The sequence below is a fragment of the Dactylosporangium vinaceum genome (genome assembly GCF_019904175.1).
Lineage (GTDB): Bacteria > Actinomycetota > Actinomycetes > Mycobacteriales > Micromonosporaceae > Dactylosporangium > Dactylosporangium vinaceum.
In genome coordinates this window covers 8,859,024-8,879,796 of the sequence record NZ_CP061913.1, presented here as the reverse complement: position 1 = coordinate 8,879,796, position 20,773 = coordinate 8,859,024, and the positions used below count along the sequence as shown (strand labels likewise).

The 20,773-nt window shown below is 72.1% G+C and carries 20 protein-coding genes; 7 read left to right on the top strand and 13 right to left on the bottom strand.

Translation table 11 applies throughout. From position 1 onward, the window contains the following. Window positions 1-8 precede the first annotated feature (8 nt). Window positions 9-947, top strand: a complete 939-nt coding sequence (locus tag Dvina_RS39800) for a sulfotransferase (RefSeq protein ID WP_223095114.1) — start codon at window positions 9-11, stop codon at window positions 945-947. On the opposite strand, the gene Dvina_RS39795 is transcribed toward Dvina_RS39800, so the two are convergent. Together Dvina_RS39795 and Dvina_RS39790 are read right to left on the bottom strand one after the other, a co-directional pair. Next, on the bottom strand, window positions 944-1,714 hold the full coding sequence (locus Dvina_RS39795; protein ID WP_223095112.1) for an arginase family protein: 771 nt from the start codon (window positions 1,712-1,714) through the stop codon (window positions 944-946). The two genes, Dvina_RS39800 and Dvina_RS39795, sit on opposite strands and share 4 nt — an antisense overlap. Next, window positions 1,707-2,981 carry an MFS transporter gene (locus tag Dvina_RS39790; RefSeq protein WP_223095110.1) on the bottom strand — a complete coding sequence of 425 codons (1,275 nt, stop codon included), beginning with the start codon at window positions 2,979-2,981 and terminating at the stop codon, window positions 1,707-1,709. Before Dvina_RS39790 ends, Dvina_RS39795 begins: the two co-directional genes overlap by 8 nt. A gap of 53 nt (window positions 2,982-3,034) precedes the next feature. Here Dvina_RS39790 and Dvina_RS54800 point away from each other — a divergent pair, with 53 nt between their 5' ends. Continuing rightward, window positions 3,035-3,961, top strand: coding sequence for a GNAT family N-acetyltransferase (locus Dvina_RS54800; RefSeq protein WP_246655619.1), 927 nt, complete (start codon window positions 3,035-3,037; stop codon window positions 3,959-3,961). Here Dvina_RS54800 and Dvina_RS39775 read toward each other — a convergent pair. The 5 genes from Dvina_RS39775 to Dvina_RS39755 all read right to left on the bottom strand — a co-directional run bounded on the left by Dvina_RS39775 (window position 3,924) and on the right by Dvina_RS39755 (window position 8,149). Next, a complete protein-coding gene (locus tag Dvina_RS39775) occupies window positions 3,924-4,511 on the bottom strand; it encodes an FMN reductase (RefSeq protein WP_223095108.1) in 588 nt (195 codons plus the stop codon). The genes Dvina_RS54800 and Dvina_RS39775 overlap by 38 nt on opposite strands. A gap of 2 nt (window positions 4,512-4,513) precedes the next feature. Then, complete coding sequence (locus tag Dvina_RS39770) at window positions 4,514-5,593, bottom strand: LLM class flavin-dependent oxidoreductase (RefSeq protein ID WP_223095106.1); 1,080 nt, start codon at window positions 5,591-5,593, stop codon at window positions 4,514-4,516. A 177-nt stretch (window positions 5,594-5,770) separates the two neighbouring features. Next, window positions 5,771-7,207, bottom strand: a complete 1,437-nt coding sequence (gene gndA, locus Dvina_RS39765) for an NADP-dependent phosphogluconate dehydrogenase (RefSeq protein WP_223095104.1) — start codon at window positions 7,205-7,207, stop codon at window positions 5,771-5,773. Between the two features lie 107 nt (window positions 7,208-7,314). Next, on the bottom strand, window positions 7,315-7,563 hold the full coding sequence (locus Dvina_RS39760) for a hypothetical protein (protein WP_223095102.1): 249 nt from the start codon (window positions 7,561-7,563) through the stop codon (window positions 7,315-7,317). Between the two features lie 31 nt (window positions 7,564-7,594). Then, window positions 7,595-8,149, bottom strand: a complete 555-nt coding sequence (locus Dvina_RS39755; protein WP_223095100.1) for a TetR/AcrR family transcriptional regulator — start codon at window positions 8,147-8,149, stop codon at window positions 7,595-7,597. A 196-nt stretch (window positions 8,150-8,345) separates the two neighbouring features. Here Dvina_RS39755 and Dvina_RS39750 point away from each other — a divergent pair, with 196 nt between their 5' ends. Then, the gene (locus Dvina_RS39750) at window positions 8,346-9,038 is read left to right on the top strand and encodes a GNAT family N-acetyltransferase (RefSeq protein WP_223095098.1); all 693 of its coding nucleotides are present in this window, start codon (window positions 8,346-8,348) and stop codon (window positions 9,036-9,038) included. A gap of 9 nt (window positions 9,039-9,047) precedes the next feature. Here the strand turns inward: Dvina_RS39750 and Dvina_RS39745 are convergent, their stop codons facing one another. From Dvina_RS39745 to Dvina_RS39725, 5 genes are read right to left on the bottom strand one after another with little or no spacing between them, the layout of a single operon-like run. After that, a complete protein-coding gene (locus Dvina_RS39745) occupies window positions 9,048-10,151 on the bottom strand; it encodes an LCP family protein (protein ID WP_223095096.1) in 1,104 nt (367 codons plus the stop codon). Window positions 10,152-10,197: 46 nt separating this feature from the next. Further along, complete coding sequence (locus tag Dvina_RS39740; protein WP_223095094.1) at window positions 10,198-10,983, bottom strand: ABC transporter permease; 786 nt, start codon at window positions 10,981-10,983, stop codon at window positions 10,198-10,200. Between the two features lie 5 nt (window positions 10,984-10,988). Continuing rightward, window positions 10,989-11,780, bottom strand: a complete 792-nt coding sequence (locus tag Dvina_RS39735) for an ABC transporter permease (protein WP_223095092.1) — start codon at window positions 11,778-11,780, stop codon at window positions 10,989-10,991. After that, a complete protein-coding gene (locus tag Dvina_RS39730; RefSeq protein ID WP_223095090.1) occupies window positions 11,777-12,790 on the bottom strand; it encodes an ABC transporter ATP-binding protein in 1,014 nt (337 codons plus the stop codon). The genes Dvina_RS39735 and Dvina_RS39730 overlap by 4 nt, the downstream gene beginning before the upstream one ends. Before the next feature lie 38 nt (window positions 12,791-12,828). Then, window positions 12,829-13,428, bottom strand: a complete 600-nt coding sequence (locus tag Dvina_RS39725; protein ID WP_223095088.1) for a TetR/AcrR family transcriptional regulator — start codon at window positions 13,426-13,428, stop codon at window positions 12,829-12,831. 78 nt (window positions 13,429-13,506) lie between these two features. Between Dvina_RS39725 and Dvina_RS39720 the strand changes: the two genes are divergently transcribed. The 4 genes from Dvina_RS39720 (at window position 13,507) to Dvina_RS39705 (ending at window position 18,628) form a co-directional block, all read left to right on the top strand. After that, complete coding sequence (locus Dvina_RS39720) at window positions 13,507-14,208, top strand: SDR family oxidoreductase (protein WP_223095086.1); 702 nt, start codon at window positions 13,507-13,509, stop codon at window positions 14,206-14,208. 88 nt (window positions 14,209-14,296) lie between these two features. Next, complete coding sequence (locus Dvina_RS39715; protein ID WP_223095084.1) at window positions 14,297-15,139, top strand: helix-turn-helix domain-containing protein; 843 nt, start codon at window positions 14,297-14,299, stop codon at window positions 15,137-15,139. A gap of 171 nt (window positions 15,140-15,310) precedes the next feature. Continuing rightward, window positions 15,311-17,494 carry a discoidin domain-containing protein gene (locus Dvina_RS39710; protein ID WP_246655618.1) on the top strand — a complete coding sequence of 728 codons (2,184 nt, stop codon included), beginning with the start codon at window positions 15,311-15,313 and terminating at the stop codon, window positions 17,492-17,494. A gap of 96 nt (window positions 17,495-17,590) precedes the next feature. After that, window positions 17,591-18,628 carry a LacI family DNA-binding transcriptional regulator gene (locus Dvina_RS39705; RefSeq protein ID WP_223095082.1) on the top strand — a complete coding sequence of 346 codons (1,038 nt, stop codon included), beginning with the start codon at window positions 17,591-17,593 and terminating at the stop codon, window positions 18,626-18,628. Window positions 18,629-18,696: 68 nt separating this feature from the next. On the opposite strand, the gene Dvina_RS39700 is transcribed toward Dvina_RS39705, so the two are convergent. Beyond that, the gene (locus Dvina_RS39700; protein WP_246655617.1) at window positions 18,697-20,724 is read right to left on the bottom strand and encodes a phosphocholine-specific phospholipase C; all 2,028 of its coding nucleotides are present in this window, start codon (window positions 20,722-20,724) and stop codon (window positions 18,697-18,699) included. Window positions 20,725-20,773 lie beyond the last annotated feature (49 nt).

Below are 20,773 nucleotides of genomic sequence, written 5' to 3'. Positions count from 1 at the left end.
GAGTCAAGGTGCACAGCGACCCGAGCTCGACGACCCGTGTGCTCTACCTGGCCGGGTGGGGGCGCAGCGGCAGTACGCTCGCCGAGCGCCTGCTCGACCAGGTCCCGGGCCTGGTCGGCGTCGGTGAGATCAAGTTCCTCTGGGAGCGCGGCCTGCTGCAGAACCGGCGCTGCAGCTGCGGCACCCCGCTGCGGTCGTGCGAGTTCTGGGTCGACGTCCTCGGCGAGACGTTCGGCGGCCTGCCCGACGACGCGACCGCGCGGGCCCTCGACGCCGCCTCCCGCCGGTTCCGGACCCGGCACCTGCCCGGCCTGCTGCTCAAGCCGGCCAGCCCGCCCGACGCCGACGCCATGCTCTGGTACTACCAGACCCTGGAGCGGCTCTACCGCGCGGTCGCCCGGGTCAGCGGGGCCGAGGTGGTCGTCGACTCGTCGAAGTTCCCGTCGTACCTCACCGCGCTCCTGCAGGGCCCGGCCCTCGACGTGCGCGTGGCCCACATCGTGCGCGACCCCCGCGCGGTCGCGTACTCCTGGCAGCGCCACCGCGCCGACCCCGACGCCCCGGGCGACGCCCAGATGCCCCGCATGCACCCGGGCGCCACGGCGCTGTACTGGTCGGCCTGGAACCTGGCGACCGAGCGCATCGCCACCCGGACCGGCCGCCCGTACCTACGCTTCCGCTACGAGGACCTGATCGCCGACCCGGCCGGCACCCTGGCCGCCATCACGAAGCTCAGCGGCGTGCCCGCGGCCGCCCTGCCCCTGGGCGACCGCGGCGAGGTCTTCGTCCCCCGCACGCACCAGGTCTCCGGCAACCCGATGCGCTTCCACACGGGCCCGGTCGCCCTGCGCCTGGACGACGAGTGGACGACGGGCATGGCGACCCGCCACCGGTACCTCACCGGCGCGGTCACCGTCCCCCTGCGCCACCGGTACGGCTACCACTAACCGAGGGCCCCGATGAGCCGGCCGATCGCGTCGCGGGTGCCCGGGTCGCCGGCGTGCGCGGGGAGCCAGGCGCAGGCGATGCCGGCGCCCACCACGTCGGCGGCGGAGCAGGCGGCGGTCAGGCACGCCTCGATCTGCGCGAGGGAGGGGCCCGGGCCGGAGGGGAAGCGCAGCCCGGGCAGCTCGGCCCCGTCGACGATGTCGATGTCGATGTGCACGTACACCGGCCGGCCGCCGAGCCCGGCGAGCGCGGCGGTGATCGCGGCCGGGTCGGCCGCGACGCGCTGGACTCCGCTGGCGGTCAGGGCGTCGCGCTCGGCCGGGTCGAGATCGCGGGCGTCGGCGAGGATCACGCCGGCGTCGGGCACCGGGCGCAGGTCGAGCGGGTCGGCGAACAGGCCGGGCGTCCGGCCCGTCAGCATCGCGATGGCCATGCCACCGAGGTAGCCGCTTGTCGTGATGGCCGGGGTGTTGAAGTCGCCGTGAGCGTCAAGCCACAGCACGGCCGGGTCACGGTGGCGCCGCTGCAGCCCGGCGAGGGCGGCGCGGGCGGTCGGGCAGTCGCCGGCCAGCAGCAGCGGCCGCTCGACCCTCGCCACGGCCTCGGCCACCGCCCGGTGCAGGAGGCTCATCCGATCGGGGACGGGCCCGTCGGGGAGGTCGGGGCGGATCGTCGCGGCCGCCGCGACCGGGACCGTAAAGCCCGGGATGTACTCGTCGAGGTGCCAGGGGGAGACGATCGCCGCCCAGTCGTTGCGCTCAGCCATGCGTGGTAGCGGACCACATCCGCGGGCCGAGCACCAACGCCGCCCCGGCCACCGCGGCCGCGGCGGTGAGCCAGAACGCGGCCGCGTACGCGCCGCCGTGCAGCGGCAGCGTGAGCGCCGCGACGGCCACCGCCCCGGCCAGGTACTGCGCGGTCGTCATCGTGGCCCCGGCCGACGACTGCCGCTCGGCCGGCACGTCACGCGCGCCGAGCACGAACATCGCCGTGTAGATCACGCCGTGGGCCGCCCCGCTGACCAGCAGCCCGGGCAGGACGCCGGCAGGGTAGCCGAGGTCGGAGGCGACGGCGAGCCAGCCGAGGCCGAGGCCGGCCACCAGGAACGCCCCACCGAGCGCCGGCGCCAGGCCGAAGCGCCTCACCAGCCGCTCGGTCAGCGAGCTGCCGACTGTGACAAGCGCGGCGAGCGGCAGGAACGCGAGCCCGGCGGCCGGCGGCGCATACCCGTCCCGGTCCTGCAGCATCAGCGTGACCACGTAGAACTCGGATCCGACGCTGGCCATGTACAGGGCGGCGGCCAGCGAGCCGGTCCGCAGCGCCCGCGGGCGCAGCCGCACCACCGGGCCGATGAGCGTCAGGCCCAGCAGCACCGCGGCGGCCACCAGCGCGACGGAGCCCAGGGTGAGGCCCAGCGCGAGGGCGACGGTGGTCGTCGTGGCGATGAGGGTCCGGGTGAGCGGAGCCCCCGGAGCGCGGCGCTGCTGCCCGGGCCGCAGCCAGACGGCCGCACCGGCCGCGCACGCGAGCGTCACCGGGACGTTCACGAAGAACGTCAAGCGCCAGCTGTACGCCGTGAGCAGGCCCCCGAGCACCACACCGGCCGCGAGCCCGGACGCCCCGACCGCGCCCCACACCGACAGCGCCCGCGTCCGCGCGGGGCCGGCCGGGAACCGGGCGCCGATCAGCCCGAGGATCGCCGGCTGCAGCAGCGCCGCGGCCAGGCCCTGCACCCCGCGCGCGGCCAGCAGCACGGTGCCGCCGCCCGCGAGGCCCGCGACCGCGCACGACAGGCCGAACAGCAGCACGGCGACCAGGAACAGCCGGCCCGCCCCGAACCGGTCGGCGAGCCGCCCGCCGACCAGCAGCAGCCCGGCGAACGGGACCGCGTAGGCGCTCACCACCCACTGCGCGGCCCCCAGCGGCAGGCCCAGGTCGCGGGCGATGACCGGCAGCGCGACGTACACGATGGAGTAGTCGAGGGCGAGCAGGAACTGCGCCGCCGCCAGCACGGCGAGAATCATGCTCGCCATGGTCGGACCCTCTCACTAGTGTGAAGGTCCAGCGCGAGGGAGGCACGTCACACATGCGCATCGGCGAGCTCGCCGCCCGCACCGGGACGCCCGCCCGCCTGCTGCGGTACTACGAGGAGCAGGGCCTGCTCACGCCGCAGCGGCGGCCCAACGGCTACCGCGACTACGGCGAGCACCTCGTCGACCGGGTCCAGCAGATCCGCGGGCTGCTCGAGTCCGGCCTGCCCACCCGGTTGATCAAAAACGTGCTGCCGTGCCTGGACAACCCCTGTAGCATCACGATCTCCGATGCCGGGCCCGAGGTCGTCGCGCTGCTGCGGCACGAGCGCGAGCGCATGGACGCCCGGATCGCCTGCCTGAGCCGCAACCGTGACGCCATTGACGCGTACCTGTCGAAAGTGACGCAACGCATGCCTGAAACGACAGTCACCATCGCCACCGTGGAGCAGCGCGACGCGGCCGTGGCCACCGCCGTCGCCGCGTTCGCCGCCGACCCGGCGCTGCGCTGGTTCCTGCCGGGGGACCAGTACTCGGCCGAGGCCGGGAAGATGTTCGGCTCGCTCTTCGACTCGCGGGTCGGGCACGGCTCGGTCTGGGTCGCCGACGGCGGCGCCGCTGTCGCGATGTGGGACCCGCCGCGCTCACCCGGGGGCAACGGTGTCGAGCACCCTCCGCAGAGCGGCCGCTTCGGGCGCTACCAGTCGATCGTGCACACCAAACTGCCGAAGACGCCGCACTGGTACCTCGGCGTGGTGGCGGTCCACCCCGATCACCGGGGCCGCAAGCTCGGCCGCACCGTCATGGCCGCCGGGCTGGCCCGCGCGGCGGCCGACGGACTCCCGGCCTACCTGGAAACCTCGAACCCCAAGAACGTGCAGGTGTACCGTACCGCCGGCTTCGAGGTCGTGGAGCACCTGCAGGTCGACGACCTGCCGGTCTGGATCATGAGCGTCCCAGCAGGTCCTCGAACGACGTCGTGAGCGCGAACGGGTCCTTCGGCGCCCGGGTGGGCCCGGTCGCCTGCACGAGTGCCGCGAGCTCGCCCGCGGCCCGGGCGATCCGGTCGTGCAGGGTGTTGTGGCCCCCGGCCGCCCAGTCGTCGGTGGCCGCGAAGACCGCCGTCGGGGCGACGACGGCGTGGAGGTACACGAACAGCGGCCGCAGCGCGTGCTCCAGCGCCAGCGAGTGCCGGGCGGTGCCGCCGGTCGCGCCGAGCAGGACCGGCTTGCCGTCCAGCACGTCGTCGCCGAGCACGTCGAAGAACGACTTGAACAGGCCGCTGTAGGACGCGTTGAAGATCGGCGACACCGCGACGAGCGCGTCGGCCCCGGCGACCGCGTCGACGACCTCCTTGAGGCGCGGCGACGGGAAGCCGGTGAGCAGGTGGTCGGTGATGTCGTGGGCCAGGTCGCGCAGCTCGAACGTCTGCACCTCGGCCTGGAGCTTCGCGCTGACCGCGGCGCTCAGCCGGTCGGCCAGCAGCCGGGTCGACGACGGCTGGCTCAGCCCGGCGGTGATCGCGACAATCATGGCTACGCGTCTACTTTCTGGTGCTTGAGGGACTCGTGGGTGGGCGCGTCCGGCACGTGCGCGGGCCGCCCGATGGCAAACTCCTTGCGCAGCACCGGCACGACCTCCTCGCCGAGGATGTCGAGCTGCTCCAGGACCGTCTTCAGCGGCAGTCCCGCGTGGTCGAGCAGGAAGAGCTGGCGCTGGTAGTCGCCGACGTACTCGCGGAAGCCCAGCGTGCGGTCGATGACCTCCTGGGGGGAGCCCACGGTGAGCGGCGTCTGCGCGGTGAAGTCCTCCATCGAGGGGCCGTGGCCGTAGACGGGGGCGTTGTCGAAGTACGGCCGGAACTCGCGCTTCGCGTCCTGCGAGTTCTTGCGCATGAACACCTGCCCGCCGAGGCCGACGATGGCCTGGTCGGCCGAGCCGTGCCCGTAGTGCTCGAAGCGCCGGCGGTACAGGTCGACCATGCGAGAAGTGTGCTCCTTGGGCCAGAAGATGTGGTTGGCGAAGAAGCCGTCACCGTAGTAGGCGGCCTGCTCGGCGATCTCCGGGCTGCGGATCGACCCGTGCCAGACGAACGGCGGCACCCCGTCCAGCGGGCGCGGCGTGGCCGTGAACCCCTGCAGCGGCGTGCGGAAGTTGCCCTCCCAGTCGACGACGTCCTCGCGCCACAGGCGGCGCAGCAGCGCGTAGTTCTCGATCGCGAGGTTGATGCCCTGGCGGATGTCCTGGCCGAACCACGGGTACACCGGCCCCGTGTTGCCGCGGCCCATCATGAGGTCGACCCGCCCGTCGGCCAGGTGCTGCAGCATCGCGTAGTCTTCCGCGATCTTCACCGGGTCGTTCGTCGTGATCAGGGTCGTCGCCGTGGACAGCAGCAGCCGATCGGTCCGGGCCGCGATCCACCCGAGCATGGTGGTCGGCGACGAGGGCACGAACGGCGGGTTGTGGTGCTCTCCGAGCGCGAACACGTCGAGCCCGACCTCTTCGGCCTTGAGCGCGATCGTGGTCATCGCCTTGACCCGCTCAGCGTCGCTGGGCACCCGCCCGTTCGTCGGGTCCTGCGTCACGTCACCAACGGTGAACACACCGAACTGCATCTCGAACGCCACCTTCACCGGCTGTAGCTCTTGCTTCTGCGCCCTACAACGTAGGTGTCGCGTCAAACATTCCACCGGTGAAAGGTCAAGTTCGGTGACTTTTCCGCGCTCGGGCCGCGCCGCCGCGGACGGGCCGGTGCGCTCCGCGAGTCGTCGGCGGAGCGCACCGGGCCGGCGTTATGCGCTGTGTTCCTTCTTGTCACCGGCCCACTCGACGTGGAACGTGCCCTCGCGGTCGGTGCGCTTGTAGGTGTGCGCGCCGAAGTTGTCGCGCAGGCCCTGGATGAGCGAGGCCGGCAGGCGGGAGGCGCGCAGGCCGTCGAAGTACGACAGCGACGAGGAGAACGCCGGGGTCGGGATGCCCGCCGCCGCGGCCGCGGCCACGACCCGCCGCCAGCTCGGCACGCCGGCGTTGACGGCGTCCGCGAAGTACGGGGCGACCATCAGGCTCTTCAGGTCCGGGTTCTCGTCGTAGGCCTCGCGGATGCGGTTCAGGAAGCGGGCCCGGATGATGCAGCCGCCGCGCCAGATGGTGGAGACCCGGCCGCGGTCGATGTTCCAGCCGAACTCCTCGCTGCCGGCCTGGATGTGGTCGAAGCCCTGGGCGTAGGCGACGATCTTCGAGGCGTACAGGGCGGCCCGCACGTCCTCGATGAACTGGTCGCGGTCGGCGATCGACAGCTCGGCGACGTCGGTGCCGAAGGCGGCCCGGGCGGCGTCGCGCTGGTCGGCGTGGCCGGACAGGGAGCGGGCGAAGGTGGCCTCGGCGATGCCCGTGATCGGCACGCCCAGGTCCAGCGCGCTCTGCACGGTCCAGCGGCCGGTGCCCTTCTGCTCGGCCTGGTCCAGGACGATGTCCACGAACGCCTGGCCGGTGTCGGCGTCGGTCTGGGAGAGCACGTCGGCGGTGATCTCGATCAGGAACGACTCGAGGTCGCCGGTGTTCCAGGTCCGGAAGATGTCGGCGATCTCGGCCGGCGTGGCACCCAGGCCGGCCCGCAGCAGGTCGTACGCCTCGGCGATGAGCTGCATGTCCGCATACTCGATGCCGTTGTGCACCATCTTCACGAAGTGCCCGGCGCCGTCGGGGCCGATGTGCACGCAGCACGGCGTGCCGTCGACCTTGGCCGAGATCTTCTCGAAGATGGGGCCGAGCTTCTCGTACGACTCGGGGGAGCCGCCCGGCATGATGCTCGGGCCGAGCAGGGCGCCCTCCTCGCCGCCGGACACGCCGGTGCCGACGAAGTGCAGGCCCTTGTCGCGCAGCGACTGCTCGCGACGGCGGGTGTCGGCGAAGTGGGCGTTGCCGGCGTCGATGACGATGTCGCCCTCCTCCAGGAGGGGCACGAGCTCGTCGATGACGGCGTCCGTCGGGCCGCCGGCCTTGACCATGATGATGACCGCCCGCGGGCGGGCGAGGGAGGCGACGAAGTCGGCCATCGACTCGCTCGGCACGAAGGTGCCCTCGTGCCCGAACTCGTCGGCCAGCCGCCGCGTCCGCTCGTACGAGCGGTTGTGCACGGCGACGGTGTAACCATTGCGGGCCAGGTTCCGGGCCAGGTTGCGGCCCATCACCGCGAGACCGGTCACGCCGATCTGCGCCAGGTCGGACATCTGCGATGCACCTCATCCAGTCGAGCTCCATGCCCCGGACCGGCGATCACTACCCCGTGATCACGGCTCGAAGCGCACGTTGGACAAGACGCTACCTGTTCCAAGGATCAGGACAGCCGGAGGCGGTTTTTCCGGACCATGAGCGTGATGCTGCGGTCACAGAAGGCCACCAGGTCCCAGGAGATGCGCATCCGCGCAGCCGGGTCGCCGAACCCGAACCACCGCCGCGGCTCGACGACGAGCGCCGAGATCTCGCGCGTGCCGTCCACCCCGACCACCGTCTCGACCCCGTCGACGGTTCCGACGGGCATACCGGCCAGATCAACGACCGGCTTGTGCAGCAGATCGACACCCATGCGCGCGGTCATACCCGGACACGCCGGAAAACTAACGCGCGCGCACGCCGTCCAGCGCAACCGTGAGGACGCGCTCGCGTTGCGCCTCGTCGACGTAGCCGCCCGCGGTCAGCCCCGAGACGAGCCGCAGCAGGTCGTCGGTGCTCACGTCGCGCCGCGCCGCGCCGGACTCCTGGGCCCGGGCGAGCAGGGGCGCGAACGCGGCGTACATCGCCTCGCGCGCGCCGCGGACCATCTCGGAGTCGCGGTTGATCTCCTCGTAGATGGCCCGCTTGGTCGCGACGTAGCCGACGAACCGGCGCAGCCACGCCGCCAGCGCGTCCCAGGGTGCGAGCCCGGCGACGTCGTCCGCGGCCCGGCAGAGCGCGTCGAGCTCCCCGAGGTAGACCGCGTCGAACAGGTCCTGCCGGGTCGGGAAGTTGCGGTACAGCGTCCCGATCCCCACCCCGGCCCGCCGCGCGATGTCCTCGAGCGACGCACCCGTCCCGTGCTCGGCGAACGCCTCCCGCGCGGCCGCGATGAGCGCGTCGAAGTTGCGCCGCGCGTCAGCCCGCTGCGGCCGCCGCACACCCGGCTGCGTCGTCATACAACCTGCCCTGATCGGAGGTACTCCTCCACTTTATCACCGGGCCCGTTGGTCACCCCGGGCGAAGGCACTCATGGTCGGCGCCGCCGCGGACACGGGCGACTTCACGGGGCTGCTGATCGTCAGGGCCTTTGCCTGGCCGGTGGGCGGTCGGCCGGTTCCTCACGAACGGCCGCAGAGCGCCTAGGCTGCCGGGATGAACGGGGACGCGTTGACGCTGGCCGCCGGGAATGCGGCGGAGTTGTGGAGCCGGATCGCCCGGGCCAGGGGGTACGGCGTCGAGGTGGGCGACGGGTGGCTGGAGGTCCGGGGCGACGAGCGCTACGGCACCCGGATCCTGACGGTGCGGGCGGTCGACTCGGTAGTCGTGCCGGCCGGCCGGGTCGTGGTCGAGGACGCGTTCGGGGCGCTCGACCTGGGCTCCCAGGGACTTGCCGAACGACGACTGCCGATCCTGATCCTGGACCCCCACAAGCCCGCCGGCGAGCCGAAGGTCCCCGTGCGCCGGGTCGGCGCGCCACGTGATCTGCGCACCGTCGAGCGGCTCGTGGTCGATGAGTTCGCGCTGGAGCGGTTCCAGCCGTATCAGCGCGGCGTCGTTTTTCCCGACGGCCTCCTCGAGGATCTCGAGTTCTACCTGGCCGAGCTCGACGGTGAGCCGGTCGGAGCCGCCGTCGCCGTGCCGCAGGCCGGGGTGGTCGGCGTCTACTGGGTGACGACCGCGGCCCGGTTCCGGTCGCGGGGTGTCGGGCGCTCGCTCATGCACGCGCTGCTGGGCCGCTTCGACGACCGGCCGATGACGCTCACCGCGTCCACGCTCGGGCGGCCGCTGTACGAGTCGCTCGGGTTCGAGCACGTCACCCTGTCCAGGTGGTGGAGCCGGGCCTAGACGGCGCCCCTAGATGACCCAGTCCGGGTGCGCGGCGGCGAACTCGCCCAGCCGGTCGTCGCGGGCGGCGGTGAACAGGTCGGCCGTCGTGGCGTCGAGGTGCTCGTAGTCGCGGCCGTCGCGCTGCTCGGTGTGGAACTGGCCGGCGTTCGTGCGCAGCAGTGTCAGGTCGGACGGGCCTATCGCGCGGAGGCGGACGATCCAGTCGGTGACCGATGAGCCGTTGCCGTCGAACGTCAGCGAGTCGCCGACGGCGGTGACGACCCGGTTGAGGGCCAGCGGGTTGGCCAGCACGCCCGCCGACGTGACCTTCTCGGCCAGGGCCCGCAGGAGCTGCTGCTGGTGGCGCTGCCGGCCGTAGTCGCCGTCCGGGATCAGCTCCCGCTGGCGCACGTAGTCGAGGGCCTCCCAGCCGGCGAAGTGCCGGCAGCCGACGTGGTAGACCTGTGGACGTACCCCCGCGATCCGCTCCGGCCGGAACGACGGCGGGATCAGCCGGTAGGGCGGGGTCTCGCGCCCCGCGGCGTCCCAGCCGATGTGCACCGAGGTCGTCTCCTCGTCCACGCACAGCTCGACCCCGCCGACCGCGTCGACCACCTTGCGCAGCCCCGCGAAGTCGATGATCGCCCCGGCGTCGAAGACCAGGCCGGTGATCTGCTGGACGGTCCGGGCCAGCAGCTCGAACCCACCGAACGCGTACGCCGCGTTGAGCTTGTCGGTGCCGTGCCCGGGGATCGCGACCCGGGTGTCGCGCGGCAGCGACACCAGGAACGCCCGGTCGCCGCCCTCCGTGACGTGCACGACGATCACCGTGTCGGCCCGCGCGGCCGCCCGGTCCTCCTCGGGCCGCGCATCCAGCCCGACGAGTAGGATGTTGCGCCCCGGCTCCGAATCGAGCTGCTGCTGTACGTCCGCACTCGGCCCGCCGCCCGGCCCGCCCGACAGCCGCGGCGCGGACTGGATGTCGATCTGGCGCGGCGACCCGGCCCGGTCGCGCCCGGCGTCGCCGAGCAGGTCCGCGTTCTCGACCGAGCCGACATAGTGCTGCCAGGTCGCGGTCCCGCCGAGCGCGACCGCGACCACGACGGCGGCCGCGACGAGCCACGCCTTCACGATCGCCCCATCGGCGGCGCGCCCGGCGGGTTGAGGACAAACCCCGTCAGTTGCCCGCGCTTTCGTAGCGGCGCAGGCCGCGGTTGAAGATCCAGGCGGCCACGAGGACGGAGTACGCCGCGACGAGCGGCGTGAGCAGGCCGACCCACGCCTGGCCGGAGCCCAGCAGGAACGCGACCGGGAAGAAGCTCACGAACGCGAACGGCAGGGCGAAGCCCAGCGCCGCGCGCAGCGCCCACGGATACACGCTCAGCGGGAAGCGGGCCAGGTCGCCGGCCTGGTGGACGGCCATCGCGAACAGCGGGCTGGGGCTCTGCATCCAGAACGCGGCCGAGTTGGTGGCCAGGTTCACCGCGACCTTGACGGCGATCGCGGACAGCAGGATCACCAGGGCCAGCAGGATGCGCAGCGGCGTCCACGGCACCGAGAGGTGGAACACGGCGAAGCCCAGCATGAGGCCGCCGGTGACGATGTTCGTCAGGCCGTGGATGCCGATGTTGGTGCTGCTGACCTGGAGGACCACCGGATACGGGCGGACCAGCTTGTAGTCGATCTCGCCCTGGTTGATCTGCCAGCTCAGGCTCCACATGCCCTCGAAGAACAGCGAGCCGACGCCCTCGGCCACGGCGACCATGCCGAACATCGCCACCACCGCCCAGAACGTCCAGCCGTTGATGGCCGGGACCTTCGCGAAGATGGCGGACAGGAACACCACGTTGACGACCTGCATCACCAGGGTCCCGGCCATCATGATCCAGAAGTCGCCCTCGTACTCCAGCAGCGAGCGCAGGTGCGCGCCGAGGAGCCGCCCATAGAGCCGAACGATCCGCATAGCGTCTATCCCCCGTGTACCGTGAGCTGCCGCAACGCGCGACTGAAGAGGGCCCGCGCGGCGTACCAGAGCACGATCACCCAGGCCAGCTGCACCCCGACGAGCAGCAGGGCGCGGCCGCCCGACGCCTGGCCGACGAAGATCAGGGCGGGCGTGGACGTGAGCCCGGCGAACGGCGACCACTGCGCCGCGGTGGCGAGCCAGCCGGGGAAGTACGCGAGCGGCACCAGCGCCCCGGAGAGCAGGCCGGTGACCGCCTGGCGCGCCCACAGGATGCCGACGTCGTTCTGCGTCCAGAAGCAGGCGAGCGTGGAGAAGTACACGATGATGAACTTCAGCGGAATGAGCAGGAGCATGCTCGTCGCGAACAGCGCCAGCTCCGGGCCCGGTGGCAGGTCGGGTACGCCGCTGAACAGCATGGACACGGTGGCCACCACGGCGATGACGGCGATCTCGATCCACACGCCCCCGATCGCCTCCCACAGCCGGGCCCGCTGGTAGTCGACGGGCTTGACGAGGTCGAGCGCCACCAGCCCGGACTTGATGCGCCAGGCCATCCGGAAGTCGACGAAGGTGCCGACGAGCGCGCCCGACGCGAACGCGACGAGCAGGTAGCTGCGCATGTGCGGCCAGTCGAAGCCGCCGATCCGCGTGCCGGCCCCGCCGAGCAGCACCTTCCAGACCGCGAGCAGGGCGATGAGCTGGAACGCGACGCCGCCGAGGGACATGAGGAAGTTGCCGCGATACGCCAGGGCGCTCAGTGCGGCCGCGCGGGCGTGGGCGGTGTAGGCCCTCATGCGCTGTCCCGCTCGAGCTGGAGCTCGCCCGAGTAGACGCGGCGGATGACGTCCTCGATCGACGGCTCGTCCACGTGGAAGTCGACGAGGTTCGTCAGCGGCGCGATGGCCGTCACCGCCTGGCCCGCCGTCATCGCGAACCGGTCGAAGCGCACCGCGAACTGCAGCGGCGTCTCGCCGGGCTCCACTGTCGCGCCGGGCAGGACCTCCCGCAGTGTCGCAACCGGTACCGCGGTCTCGGCCTCGACGTTGAGGATGCGCTCCCGCGCGAACGCGTCCTTCACCGCCTCCAGCGCCCCGTCAAAGATGATCCGGCCGGAGTCGATGATGACCAGCCGCCGGCAGAAGCCCTCGATGTCGCCGAGGTCGTGGCTGGTGAGCATGACAGTGGTGCCCTCGTCGCGGACCGTCCGGAAGAACTCGCGGACCCGGTCCTTGACGGCCAGGTCGAGCCCGATCGTGGGCTCGTCGAGGTACACGACGGGCGGCGCGTGCAGCAGGGCGGCCGCGAGGTCGGCCCGCATCCGCTGCCCGAGCGACAGCTTGCGCCCGAGCACCGGCAGCACGTCGCCGAGCTCGAGGACCTCGTCGAAGCGTTTGAGGCGCTTGCGGTACGTGCCGTGGTCGATGCCGTACACGTCGCGCAGCACCGCCAGCGACTCGGCGACCGGCAGGTCCCACCACAGCTGCGTGCGCTGCCCGAACAGCACCCCGATCCGATGTGCCACCGCGACCCGGTCCTTGCGCGGCGACAGCCCGTCGATGCGCACCTCCCCGGAGGTCGGCACGAGAATCCCGCTGAGCAGCTTCACGGTCGTCGACTTGCCCGCCCCGTTCGGCCCGACGTACGCGACCGCCTCGCCGGCCTCGATCGCCAGGTCAAGCTGATCGACCGCAACCTTGTCGGTGAACCTCCTGGTGAAAAGGTGTTTGACGGCCCCCCGCAGGCCCGGATCCTTCTCCGGCCGGCGGAAGACCTTGGTCAGCTGACGTGCTTCCACGAGTGCCATCGACGGCGACCATAGTCGCTCTTTTTTCGATACTCGAACTAATTACGCGCCCCCTCGTCAAATTGGTCCACTGTGGATGGACGGCGGTCGGCCTGGAGGGTCAGGAGGGCGGCGAGCCGCTCGGCGGAGTCGCGGTCGAGGGGGGTGCCGGAGACGAGGAGGCGGTACCAGAGGACGCCGTACGCCTGCTCCACCATCAGGTCCGGCTCGGCCACGCCATGGCGTTGCAGGAGGGTGCGCAGCGCCTCGCGGCGTCGGCTGGTGAACTGCTGCAGCAGGTCGCGGGCGGCCGGGTCGGTCTGGGCCAGGGCGGCGACGGTGGACAGGAAGGCGCGCCCGCCGGGGCGCTCGGCGCCGGCGAACGAGCTGACCAGAAAGGCGGTCAGGTCGCCCAGCAGGGTGCCGTCGCCCTCGTCGACGACGTCGACGCGGGCGCGTTCCAGGAGGGCGTCGAGCATGACGGCGTACTTCGACGGCCACCAGCGGTAGATCGTCTGCTTCCCCACGCCCGCGCGGGCGGCGATGGCGTCGACGGTGACCGGCTGGCCACCCGGGTCGGCGATGAGCGCCGCGGCCGCGTCGAGGATGTCCTGCCGCGCGGCGTCGTTGCGGCGGCGGCCGGTGTGCTCGCGGTGCATGTGATGATCCTAACTTGCCGAGACCGTCAGTCTCGGCAATGCTTGTCGAGACTGAGAGTCTCGATAAAGGGGTCAAGCATGGCGCAGCATGTTCTCGTTGCGGGCGGTACCTCGGGCATCGGCCTGGCCACCGCGCGGGCGTTCGCGGCCCGGGGTGACGCCGTCACCATCACCGGCCGCTCACAGCAGAAGATCGACGCATCCGGCCTGCGCGGCATCGTCGCCGACGCCGGCACCGCCGACGGGGTGCGGGCGGCGTTCGCGGACGGGGTGCGCTACGACCACCTGGTCCTGGCGCTCGGCGGCTCCCGCGGTGGCGGCCCGCTCGGCGCGCTCGGCGACCTGCGGGCGGCGTTCGACGAGAAGTTCTGGCCGCACGTCGAGCTGCTGCGGGCCGCGCCGGCGCACCTGGCCGCGGATGCGTCGATCACGCTCGTCACGGCCGGCTCGGCCCAGGCGGCGCTGCCGGGCACGTCCGGTCTGGCCGCGCTCAACGGGGCGCTCGAGGCGATGGTCGGCCCGCTCGCGGTCGAGCTGGCGCCGGTCCGCGTGAATGCCGTCTCACCGGGCGTCATCCGCACCCCCTGGTGGGACGGCGTGCCTGCGGCCGACCGGGACGCCTTGTTCAAGTCCTACGCGGCGGCGCTCCCGGCCGGCCGGATCGGCCGCGCCGAGGAGGTGGCCGACGCGATCGTCGCGCTGGCGACAAACGGCTACATCACCGGCACGGTCCTGCCCGTGGCCGGCGGCGTCCAGCTGGCGGCCGGTCCCCGCGCGTGATCGCCGCCGCGTCGCCCGGCCGGTCCGGGCTCAAGGTGGTAGCGCCAGGGCCACTGTCCGGGTGCGGCCGCGGCTGTACGGTCGTGGCGTGAGCGAGCTCGGACTGTTCCTGCGCACCCGCCGGGCCGCGGTGACGCCGGCCGATGTGGGGCTGCCGGCCGGGGCGCGGCGGCGGACGCCGGGGCTGCGGCGGACCGAGGTGGCGGCGTTGGCCGGGGTGAGCGTCGAGTACGTCACCCGGCTCGAGCAGGGCCGCGACCGGCACCCTTCGCCGCAGGTCCTGTCGGCGCTCGCGGACGCGCTGCGGTTGAGCACGGCCGAGCGGGTGCACCTGCACCGGTTGACCAAGGCGGCTGACCCCGGATTCACCTGCCGGGGGCCCGGGGCCGCGCCCGCGCTGTCGGTCCGGGCGCCCGTGCGGGCGCTGCTCGACCGGCTGGAGCCGGCGCCGGCCGCGGTGTTCAACCGGCTCGGAGACGTCGTGGCCCGCACGCCGGCGTTCGCGGCGTTGATGCGGGCGGTGGGGCTGCTCGACCACGCGGTACCGAACATGGCGCGGTTCGTGCTCGCCGACCCGCGGGCCCGTTCGGCCTTCCCGGACTGGGAGGTGGTGGCGGACGACCAGGTGGCGGCCCTCAAGAGCGGGCCGTTCCGCGCCGACCCGGCGGTGGCCGCGCTGGCCGACGAGCTCACGGTGACGGCGGGGGAGGCGTTCACCGGGCGGGTGTCGGCAATTGCGGGGCTGCCGCGATCGAGCGGGGTGCTGCGGATGGCGCACCCGGTGGCGGGGGCGCTGCGGCTGGACTTCGAGACGCTCGAGCTGCCGGTCGACGACGACCAGCGGCTGGTGGTGTACCTGCCGGCCGACCCCGCGACCGCGGCCGCCCTGACTCGGCTCACCACCCAGCCGCTGCGGCTCGTGGCCGGTTAGCGAGCACGCTGCCGCCCGAAAATTGCCGGAGAGCGCTCCCCGGGATGAGGAGAGCGCTCTCCTGTTCGCCCGGAGCCATTGACAGGGGTTTGACCGAGGGGTCATTGTGGCTGTCTGAGAGAGCGCTCTCTCACACCGCCGCTACACCCCACCCGCCAGAAGGAGTCACCCATGGATTGGTCGGTCTCCGCCCCCGGCCACGCATCCGTCAGGTCCGGGCCCCGTCGACGCACGCTGCGCTACGGCATCATCGCCCTGGCCGTGGCCGCCATGCTCTGCGCGTACGTCGTCGTGGTCGTCACCCGGGCCAACGCCGCCGAGACCCTGCTCTCGCAGGGCAAACCGACGACCGCCTCGTCGGCCGAAAGCGCGGCCACGCCCGCCTCCAGCGCCACCGACGGCAACGCCGGCACCCGGTGGTCGAGCGCCTTCACGGTGCCGCAGTGGATCCAGGTCGACCTCGGCTCCCAGCAGTCGATCACCCGGGTCGCCCTGAACTGGGAGGCGGCGTACGCCACCGCCTTCACGATCCAGACGTCGAACGACGCCGCCAACTGGACGCAGATCTACTCGACCACGACCGGGACCGGCGGCAGCGACGTCAGCCTGGCCGTGACCGGCAGCGGTCGTTACGTGCGGCTCAACGCGACGGCCAAGAGCACCCAGTACGGCATCTCGCTCTGGGAGTTGCAGATCTTCGGCGGCTCGCCCAGCACCCCGGGCAGCTGCGGCGCCACCAACGCGGCGCTCAACAAGCCGGCCCTGGCCTCCTCGACCGAGAACGCCGGCACCCCGGCCGCCTCGGCGTTCGACGGCAACACCGGCACCCGCTGGTCCAGCGCCGCGAGCGACCCGCAGTGGCTGCGCGTCGACCTGGGCTCGGTCCAGGCGGTCTGCGGCGTGACGCTGAACTGGGAGGCCGCGTACGCCACGGCGTTCCAGATCCAGACGTCGAACGACGGCAACACCTGGACGAGCATCTACACCACCACGACCGGCACCGGCGGCGTGCAGAACCTCAACGTCACCGGCAGCGGCCGCTACGTGCGGGTGAACGGCACCGCGCGGGCCACGCAGTACGGCTACTCGCTGTGGGAGTTCCAGGTCCGCGTCACCGGCGCGCCGTCGACCACCAACGACACCCCGACCTCGCCCAGCACGTCGCCGACGCCCAGCACCAACCCGGGCAACGCGGTGCTGCTGTCCTACAAGAAGCCCGCGGTCGCCTCGACCTCGCAGAACGACACCAACTGCAACCCGTGCACGCCCGACAAGGCGTTCGACAACGACCCGGCCAGCCGCTGGGCGACGAGCCCCGACAACGGCTGGGTCGACCCGGGCTGGATCTACGTCGATCTCGGCGCCACCGCCCACATCACGCAGGTCGTCCTGCAGTGGGACCCGGCGTACGCGGTGTCGTACCAGATCCAGACCTCCACCGACGCCGTCAACTGGACGTCGATCTACACCACCACGACGGGCAAGGGCTTCAAGGAGACCCTGACCGTCAACGGCAACGGCCGGTACGTGCGGATGTACGGCACCCAGCGCTCCAACGGCTACGGCTACTCGCTGTGGGAGTTCAAGGTGTACGGCACCGGCGGCGCCCCGACCCAGCCGCCGGTCCCGCCCGCGGACCCGATCTTCCCGGCCACCAACCTGGTCTGGCAGGACGAGTTCAACACCGGCACCAACGTCGACACCACCAAGTGGCACGTCGACCCGGGCACCGGCCAGAACGGTGAGATCCAGTACTACTCGAACCTGAACAACACCAGCATCCAGGGTGGCTCGCTGGTCATCGAGGCCCGCAAGGAGACCGCCGGCGGCCGCGACTACACCTCGGGCCGGATCAACACCAGCACGAGCTTCACGACGCAGTACGGCCGGGTCGAGGCCCGGATCAAGGTGCCGAAGGGCAACGGCCTGTGGCCCGCGTTCTGGATGATGGGCGCCGACTTCCTGCAGGGCCGCCCGTGGCCGTACAACGGCGAGATCGACATCATGGAGATCCTCGGCAAGAGCACCACCGACGTCTACTCGACGCTGCACGCCCCGGCCTACAACGGTGGCGGCGGCTACGGCCAGAAGCTCACCACCGTGGACCTCTCGCTCGACTACCACGTGTACTCGGTCGAGTGGGACAGCAAGCACATGACGTTCCGCGTCGACAACACGGTCATCCTCGTGGCCAACAAGGACACCGTCGAGACCACCCGCGGTCCGTGGGTGTACGACCACCAGTTCTACCTGATCCTGAACCTGGCCGTGGGCGGTGACTTCCCGGGCCCGATCGACGCCACCACGCCGTTCCCGGCCCGGATGTACGTCGACTACGTCCGGGTCTACAAGTAATTTCCATCGATTGATCTGGCCGCGGGGGGACGTGACATGAAGGTCCGTCCACCCGCGGCTCCTCACCGGCTCGGGGCACGATCTACCGTGACAACCATGACGGGCAGCGATTCGCGACCGCCCACCCTCGAGCAGGTCGCCAACTACGCAGGAGTGTCACGCGCCACGGTGTCCCGGGTCATCAACGGTGTGCAGACCGTCGATCCGGAGCTGCGCCGGACGGTCGAGCGGGCCATCGCCGCGACCGGATACGTGCCGAACCTGGCCGCCCGTTCGCTGGTCACGGGCCGTACGGACTCGATCGCACTGGTGGTCTCGGAGCCGGAGAACCGCGGGTACTCCACCCCGTTCCTGACCCGCATGTTCACCGACCCGTTCCTGGGCCGCATCACCGCCGGTGCCCAGGAGGTCCTCCGCCCGCTGGGCATCCACCTGGTCATCTTCCTCGCCGACCCGCCCGCGCGCCCGCACCTGCTGCGGTACCTCCGCCAGGGCCACGTCGACGGCGCGCTGCTGATCTCCAGCCACGTCGACGACCCGCTCCCCGGCCAGCTCGTCGAGCTCGGCGTGCCGGTCGTGCTCTCGTGCCGCCCCGGCCACCCGGTCACCATCAGCTACGTCGACGTCGACCAGTGGGCCGGCGTCCGGCTGGCCGTCGACCACCTGGCCGGCCTCGGCCGCCGCAGCCTCGCCACGATCACCGGCCCGCTGGACATGCCGGCCGCCCAGGACCGCCTGGCCGCCTTCGAGCAGTCCGTCCGCGCCCACGGCCTGGAGCCGCGGCACGTGGAGGGCGACTTCACCCGCTCCGGCGGCGAGCGCGCTGCCCGCCGCCTGCTCACCGAGCACCCGGACGTGGACGGGATCTTCGTGGCCAACGACCTGATGGCCGACGGCGCCCTGCGGGTCGTGCAGGAGACCGGCCGCAAGGTGCCGGACGAGGTGGCGGTGATCGGCTTCGACGACAGCACGGCGGCGCTGGAGTGCCACCCGCCGCTGACCACCGTCCGCCAGCCGGTCGAGGAGATGGCGGGGGAGATGGCCCAGCTGCTCATGACCCGCATCCGCGAGCCGCAGCGCACCCCGCGGTCGGTCATCTTCAACCCGGAGCTCATCGTCCGGGCCTCGGCCTGACACGTCCGGTCGCCCACCTGTCCGCGAGCGGCCGGACGGGAGCGGCGCCCCGCCGGCCGGCGGGCGGGTCAGATCAGGCCGCCCATGAGCGGGTCGCTTATCGACTCCTCGCCGTTCTCGACGTGGCCGGCGTACTCCACGGCGAAGGCGGCGTCTCCGGGGACGGTGACCGACAGGCCGTACCACCCCCGGCTCTTCTGCAGTGCGAACGCCTGCGTCCTGGTCTCTGCGGCGCGCAGCGACAGCCGCACCGGGTGGCCGGTGTAGCGGTCGGCGACGGTGAGGTCGACCCGCTGGGCGCCCTTGTTGGCGAACTCCAGCACGATGTCCCGGCCGCCGGCGTCGTAGCGGGCGCGGACCGTCACGCCCGGGTGGCGCGGGCCGGCGGCGAAGCGGCGGAAGAAGCCGTTCGGGCCGTGCACCTCCAGGTCGAAGCCCCTGTCGGCGGGCCACACGTCGGTGACCTGCTTGTCCGGCTCGACGGTGTAGGTGCGCGGCGGGGTCGCGGGGTCGGCCGAGCGGACCTGGTAGACCCCGGTGGCCCGGCCCGCGTTGCGGAAGTCGACGGCGAACGCGCCGGCGGACGGGCGGCCGTCGGCGTGCAGCGCGTAGGGCAGGGCCCGGGCCGGGCGGACGCCGCGCTCCTGGGCCGGCACCCGGCCGCCGGCCGGCGGGACCGGCACCTGGTCCGGCTGGCGGGTCAGGTCGGCGGGCTTGAGCCCGGCGGTGCCGGGCAGGTCGACGCGGCGCGACGCGTTCGGGGTCCTGAAGTCGAACGCCGAGGTCAGATCGCCGGTGACGGCCCGCCGCCACGGGGTGATGTTGGACTCGATCAGGTCCTTGTCGCCGCGCGCGAAGCGGCGTTCCAGGAAGCGGATCAGCGACGTGTGGTCGAACAGCTCCGAGTTCACGTAGCCGCCGCGGGTCCACGGCGAAACGATGATCATCGGTACCCGCACGCCGAGCCCGTAGGGGCCGGCCGGGTGGTCCGCGGAGCCGGGGTAGATCTCGTTCGTCACCGGGACCGTCGACAGGCCCTCGGCCCGGCTCGCGGGCGGGGTCGGCGGCACGAGGTGGTCGAAGAAGCCGCCCTCCTCGTCGTAGGTGATGAACAGGGCCATCTTGCTCCACACCTCGGGGTGCCTGGCGAGGATGTCGATGACCTGGGAGACGTACCAGGTGCCGTAGTCGGGCTCCCAGTTCGGATGCTCGGTGTAGGCCTCCGGAGCCACGATCCAGGAGACGGCCGGCAGCGTGCCGTGCTCCACGTCCGCGCGGAAGTCGGCCAGCAGCGCGTCCGGGCTGCGGCCCTGCTTGTTGATCTCGGTGCCCTGCTTCGCCTTCGCCGGCGGTGTGCCGGGCGCGGCGTTCTGGTACTGGTGGAAGTACAGCAGCGAGTTGTCACCGTAGTTGCCGATGAACGGATCGCTCGTCCAGCCCCAGAACCCGTCGGCGGTGAGCCCGAGGCCGATGTCCTGGTAGACCTTCCAGGAGATCCCGGCCCGATCCAGCCGCTCCGGGTAGGTCGACCAGTCGTAGCCCGCCTCGGCGTTGGTGATGACCGGCCCGCCGCCCTTGCCGTCGTTGCCGACCCAACCGCTCCACATGTGGTACCGGTTGGGGTCGGTCGGGCCCAGCAGTGAGCAGTGGTAGTTGTCGCACACCGTGAACGCGTCGGCCAGGGCGTACTGGTAGGGCAGGTCCTTGCGGGTGTGCATGGTCATGGTGGTGACGCCCTTGTTGGGCACCCAGCCGTCGTAGCGCCCGCCGTTCCAGGCACCGTGGGTGTCGTTCCAACCGTGCGGCGGGTCGGGCAGGAACGTCTTGCCCATGTCCTGCACCTCGGGCCGGAACGGCAGCACCTCGCCGGCGCCGTTCGGCTGGTGGAAGACGCTCCTGCCGCCGGGCAGCCGCACCGGGTGCGGGTCGGCGTAGCCGCGGACCCCGCGCAGCGAGCCGAGGTAGTGGTCGAACGAGCGGTTCTCCTGCATCAGGAAGATGACGTGTTCCACGTCCTCGATCGACCCGTGCCGGTTGTGGGCCGGGATCGACAGGGCCTGCTCGAACGGCAGCGGGACGGCGGCGGCCGCCGCCATCTGCAGAAATGTACGACGATCGACGTGAGCCATGCCCCCGGACGCTAGA

Excerpts from the sequence above, each read along its gene's own strand:
- Dvina_RS39795 (WP_223095112.1), bottom strand. The coding sequence starts at position 1,714 with ATGGCTGAGCGCAACGACTGGGCGGCGATCGTCTCCCCCTGGCACCTC.
- Dvina_RS39790 (WP_223095110.1), bottom strand. The coding sequence starts at position 2,981 with ATGGCGAGCATGATTCTCGCCGTGCTGGCGGCGGCGCAGTTCCTGCTC.
- Dvina_RS54800 (WP_246655619.1), top strand. The coding sequence starts at position 3,035 with ATGCGCATCGGCGAGCTCGCCGCCCGCACCGGGACGCCCGCCCGCCTG.
- Dvina_RS39775 (WP_223095108.1), bottom strand. The coding sequence starts at position 4,511 with ATGATTGTCGCGATCACCGCCGGGCTGAGCCAGCCGTCGTCGACCCGG.
- Dvina_RS39770 (WP_223095106.1), bottom strand. The coding sequence starts at position 5,593 with ATGCAGTTCGGTGTGTTCACCGTTGGTGACGTGACGCAGGACCCGACG.
- gndA (WP_223095104.1), bottom strand. The coding sequence starts at position 7,207 with ATGTCCGACCTGGCGCAGATCGGCGTGACCGGTCTCGCGGTGATGGGC.
- Dvina_RS39760 (WP_223095102.1), bottom strand. The coding sequence starts at position 7,563 with ATGGGTGTCGATCTGCTGCACAAGCCGGTCGTTGATCTGGCCGGTATG.
- Dvina_RS39755 (WP_223095100.1), bottom strand. The coding sequence starts at position 8,149 with ATGACGACGCAGCCGGGTGTGCGGCGGCCGCAGCGGGCTGACGCGCGG.
- Dvina_RS39750 (WP_223095098.1), top strand. The coding sequence starts at position 8,346 with ATGAACGGGGACGCGTTGACGCTGGCCGCCGGGAATGCGGCGGAGTTG.
- Dvina_RS39740 (WP_223095094.1), bottom strand. The coding sequence starts at position 10,983 with ATGCGGATCGTTCGGCTCTATGGGCGGCTCCTCGGCGCGCACCTGCGC.
- Dvina_RS39735 (WP_223095092.1), bottom strand. The coding sequence starts at position 11,780 with ATGAGGGCCTACACCGCCCACGCCCGCGCGGCCGCACTGAGCGCCCTG.
- Dvina_RS39730 (WP_223095090.1), bottom strand. The coding sequence starts at position 12,790 with ATGGCACTCGTGGAAGCACGTCAGCTGACCAAGGTCTTCCGCCGGCCG.
- Dvina_RS39725 (WP_223095088.1), bottom strand. The coding sequence starts at position 13,428 with ATGCACCGCGAGCACACCGGCCGCCGCCGCAACGACGCCGCGCGGCAG.
- Dvina_RS39720 (WP_223095086.1), top strand. The coding sequence starts at position 13,507 with ATGGCGCAGCATGTTCTCGTTGCGGGCGGTACCTCGGGCATCGGCCTG.
- Dvina_RS39710 (WP_246655618.1), top strand. The coding sequence starts at position 15,311 with ATGGATTGGTCGGTCTCCGCCCCCGGCCACGCATCCGTCAGGTCCGGG.
- Dvina_RS39705 (WP_223095082.1), top strand. The coding sequence starts at position 17,591 with ATGACGGGCAGCGATTCGCGACCGCCCACCCTCGAGCAGGTCGCCAAC.
- Dvina_RS39700 (WP_246655617.1), bottom strand. The coding sequence starts at position 20,724 with ATGGCGGCGGCCGCCGCCGTCCCGCTGCCGTTCGAGCAGGCCCTGTCG.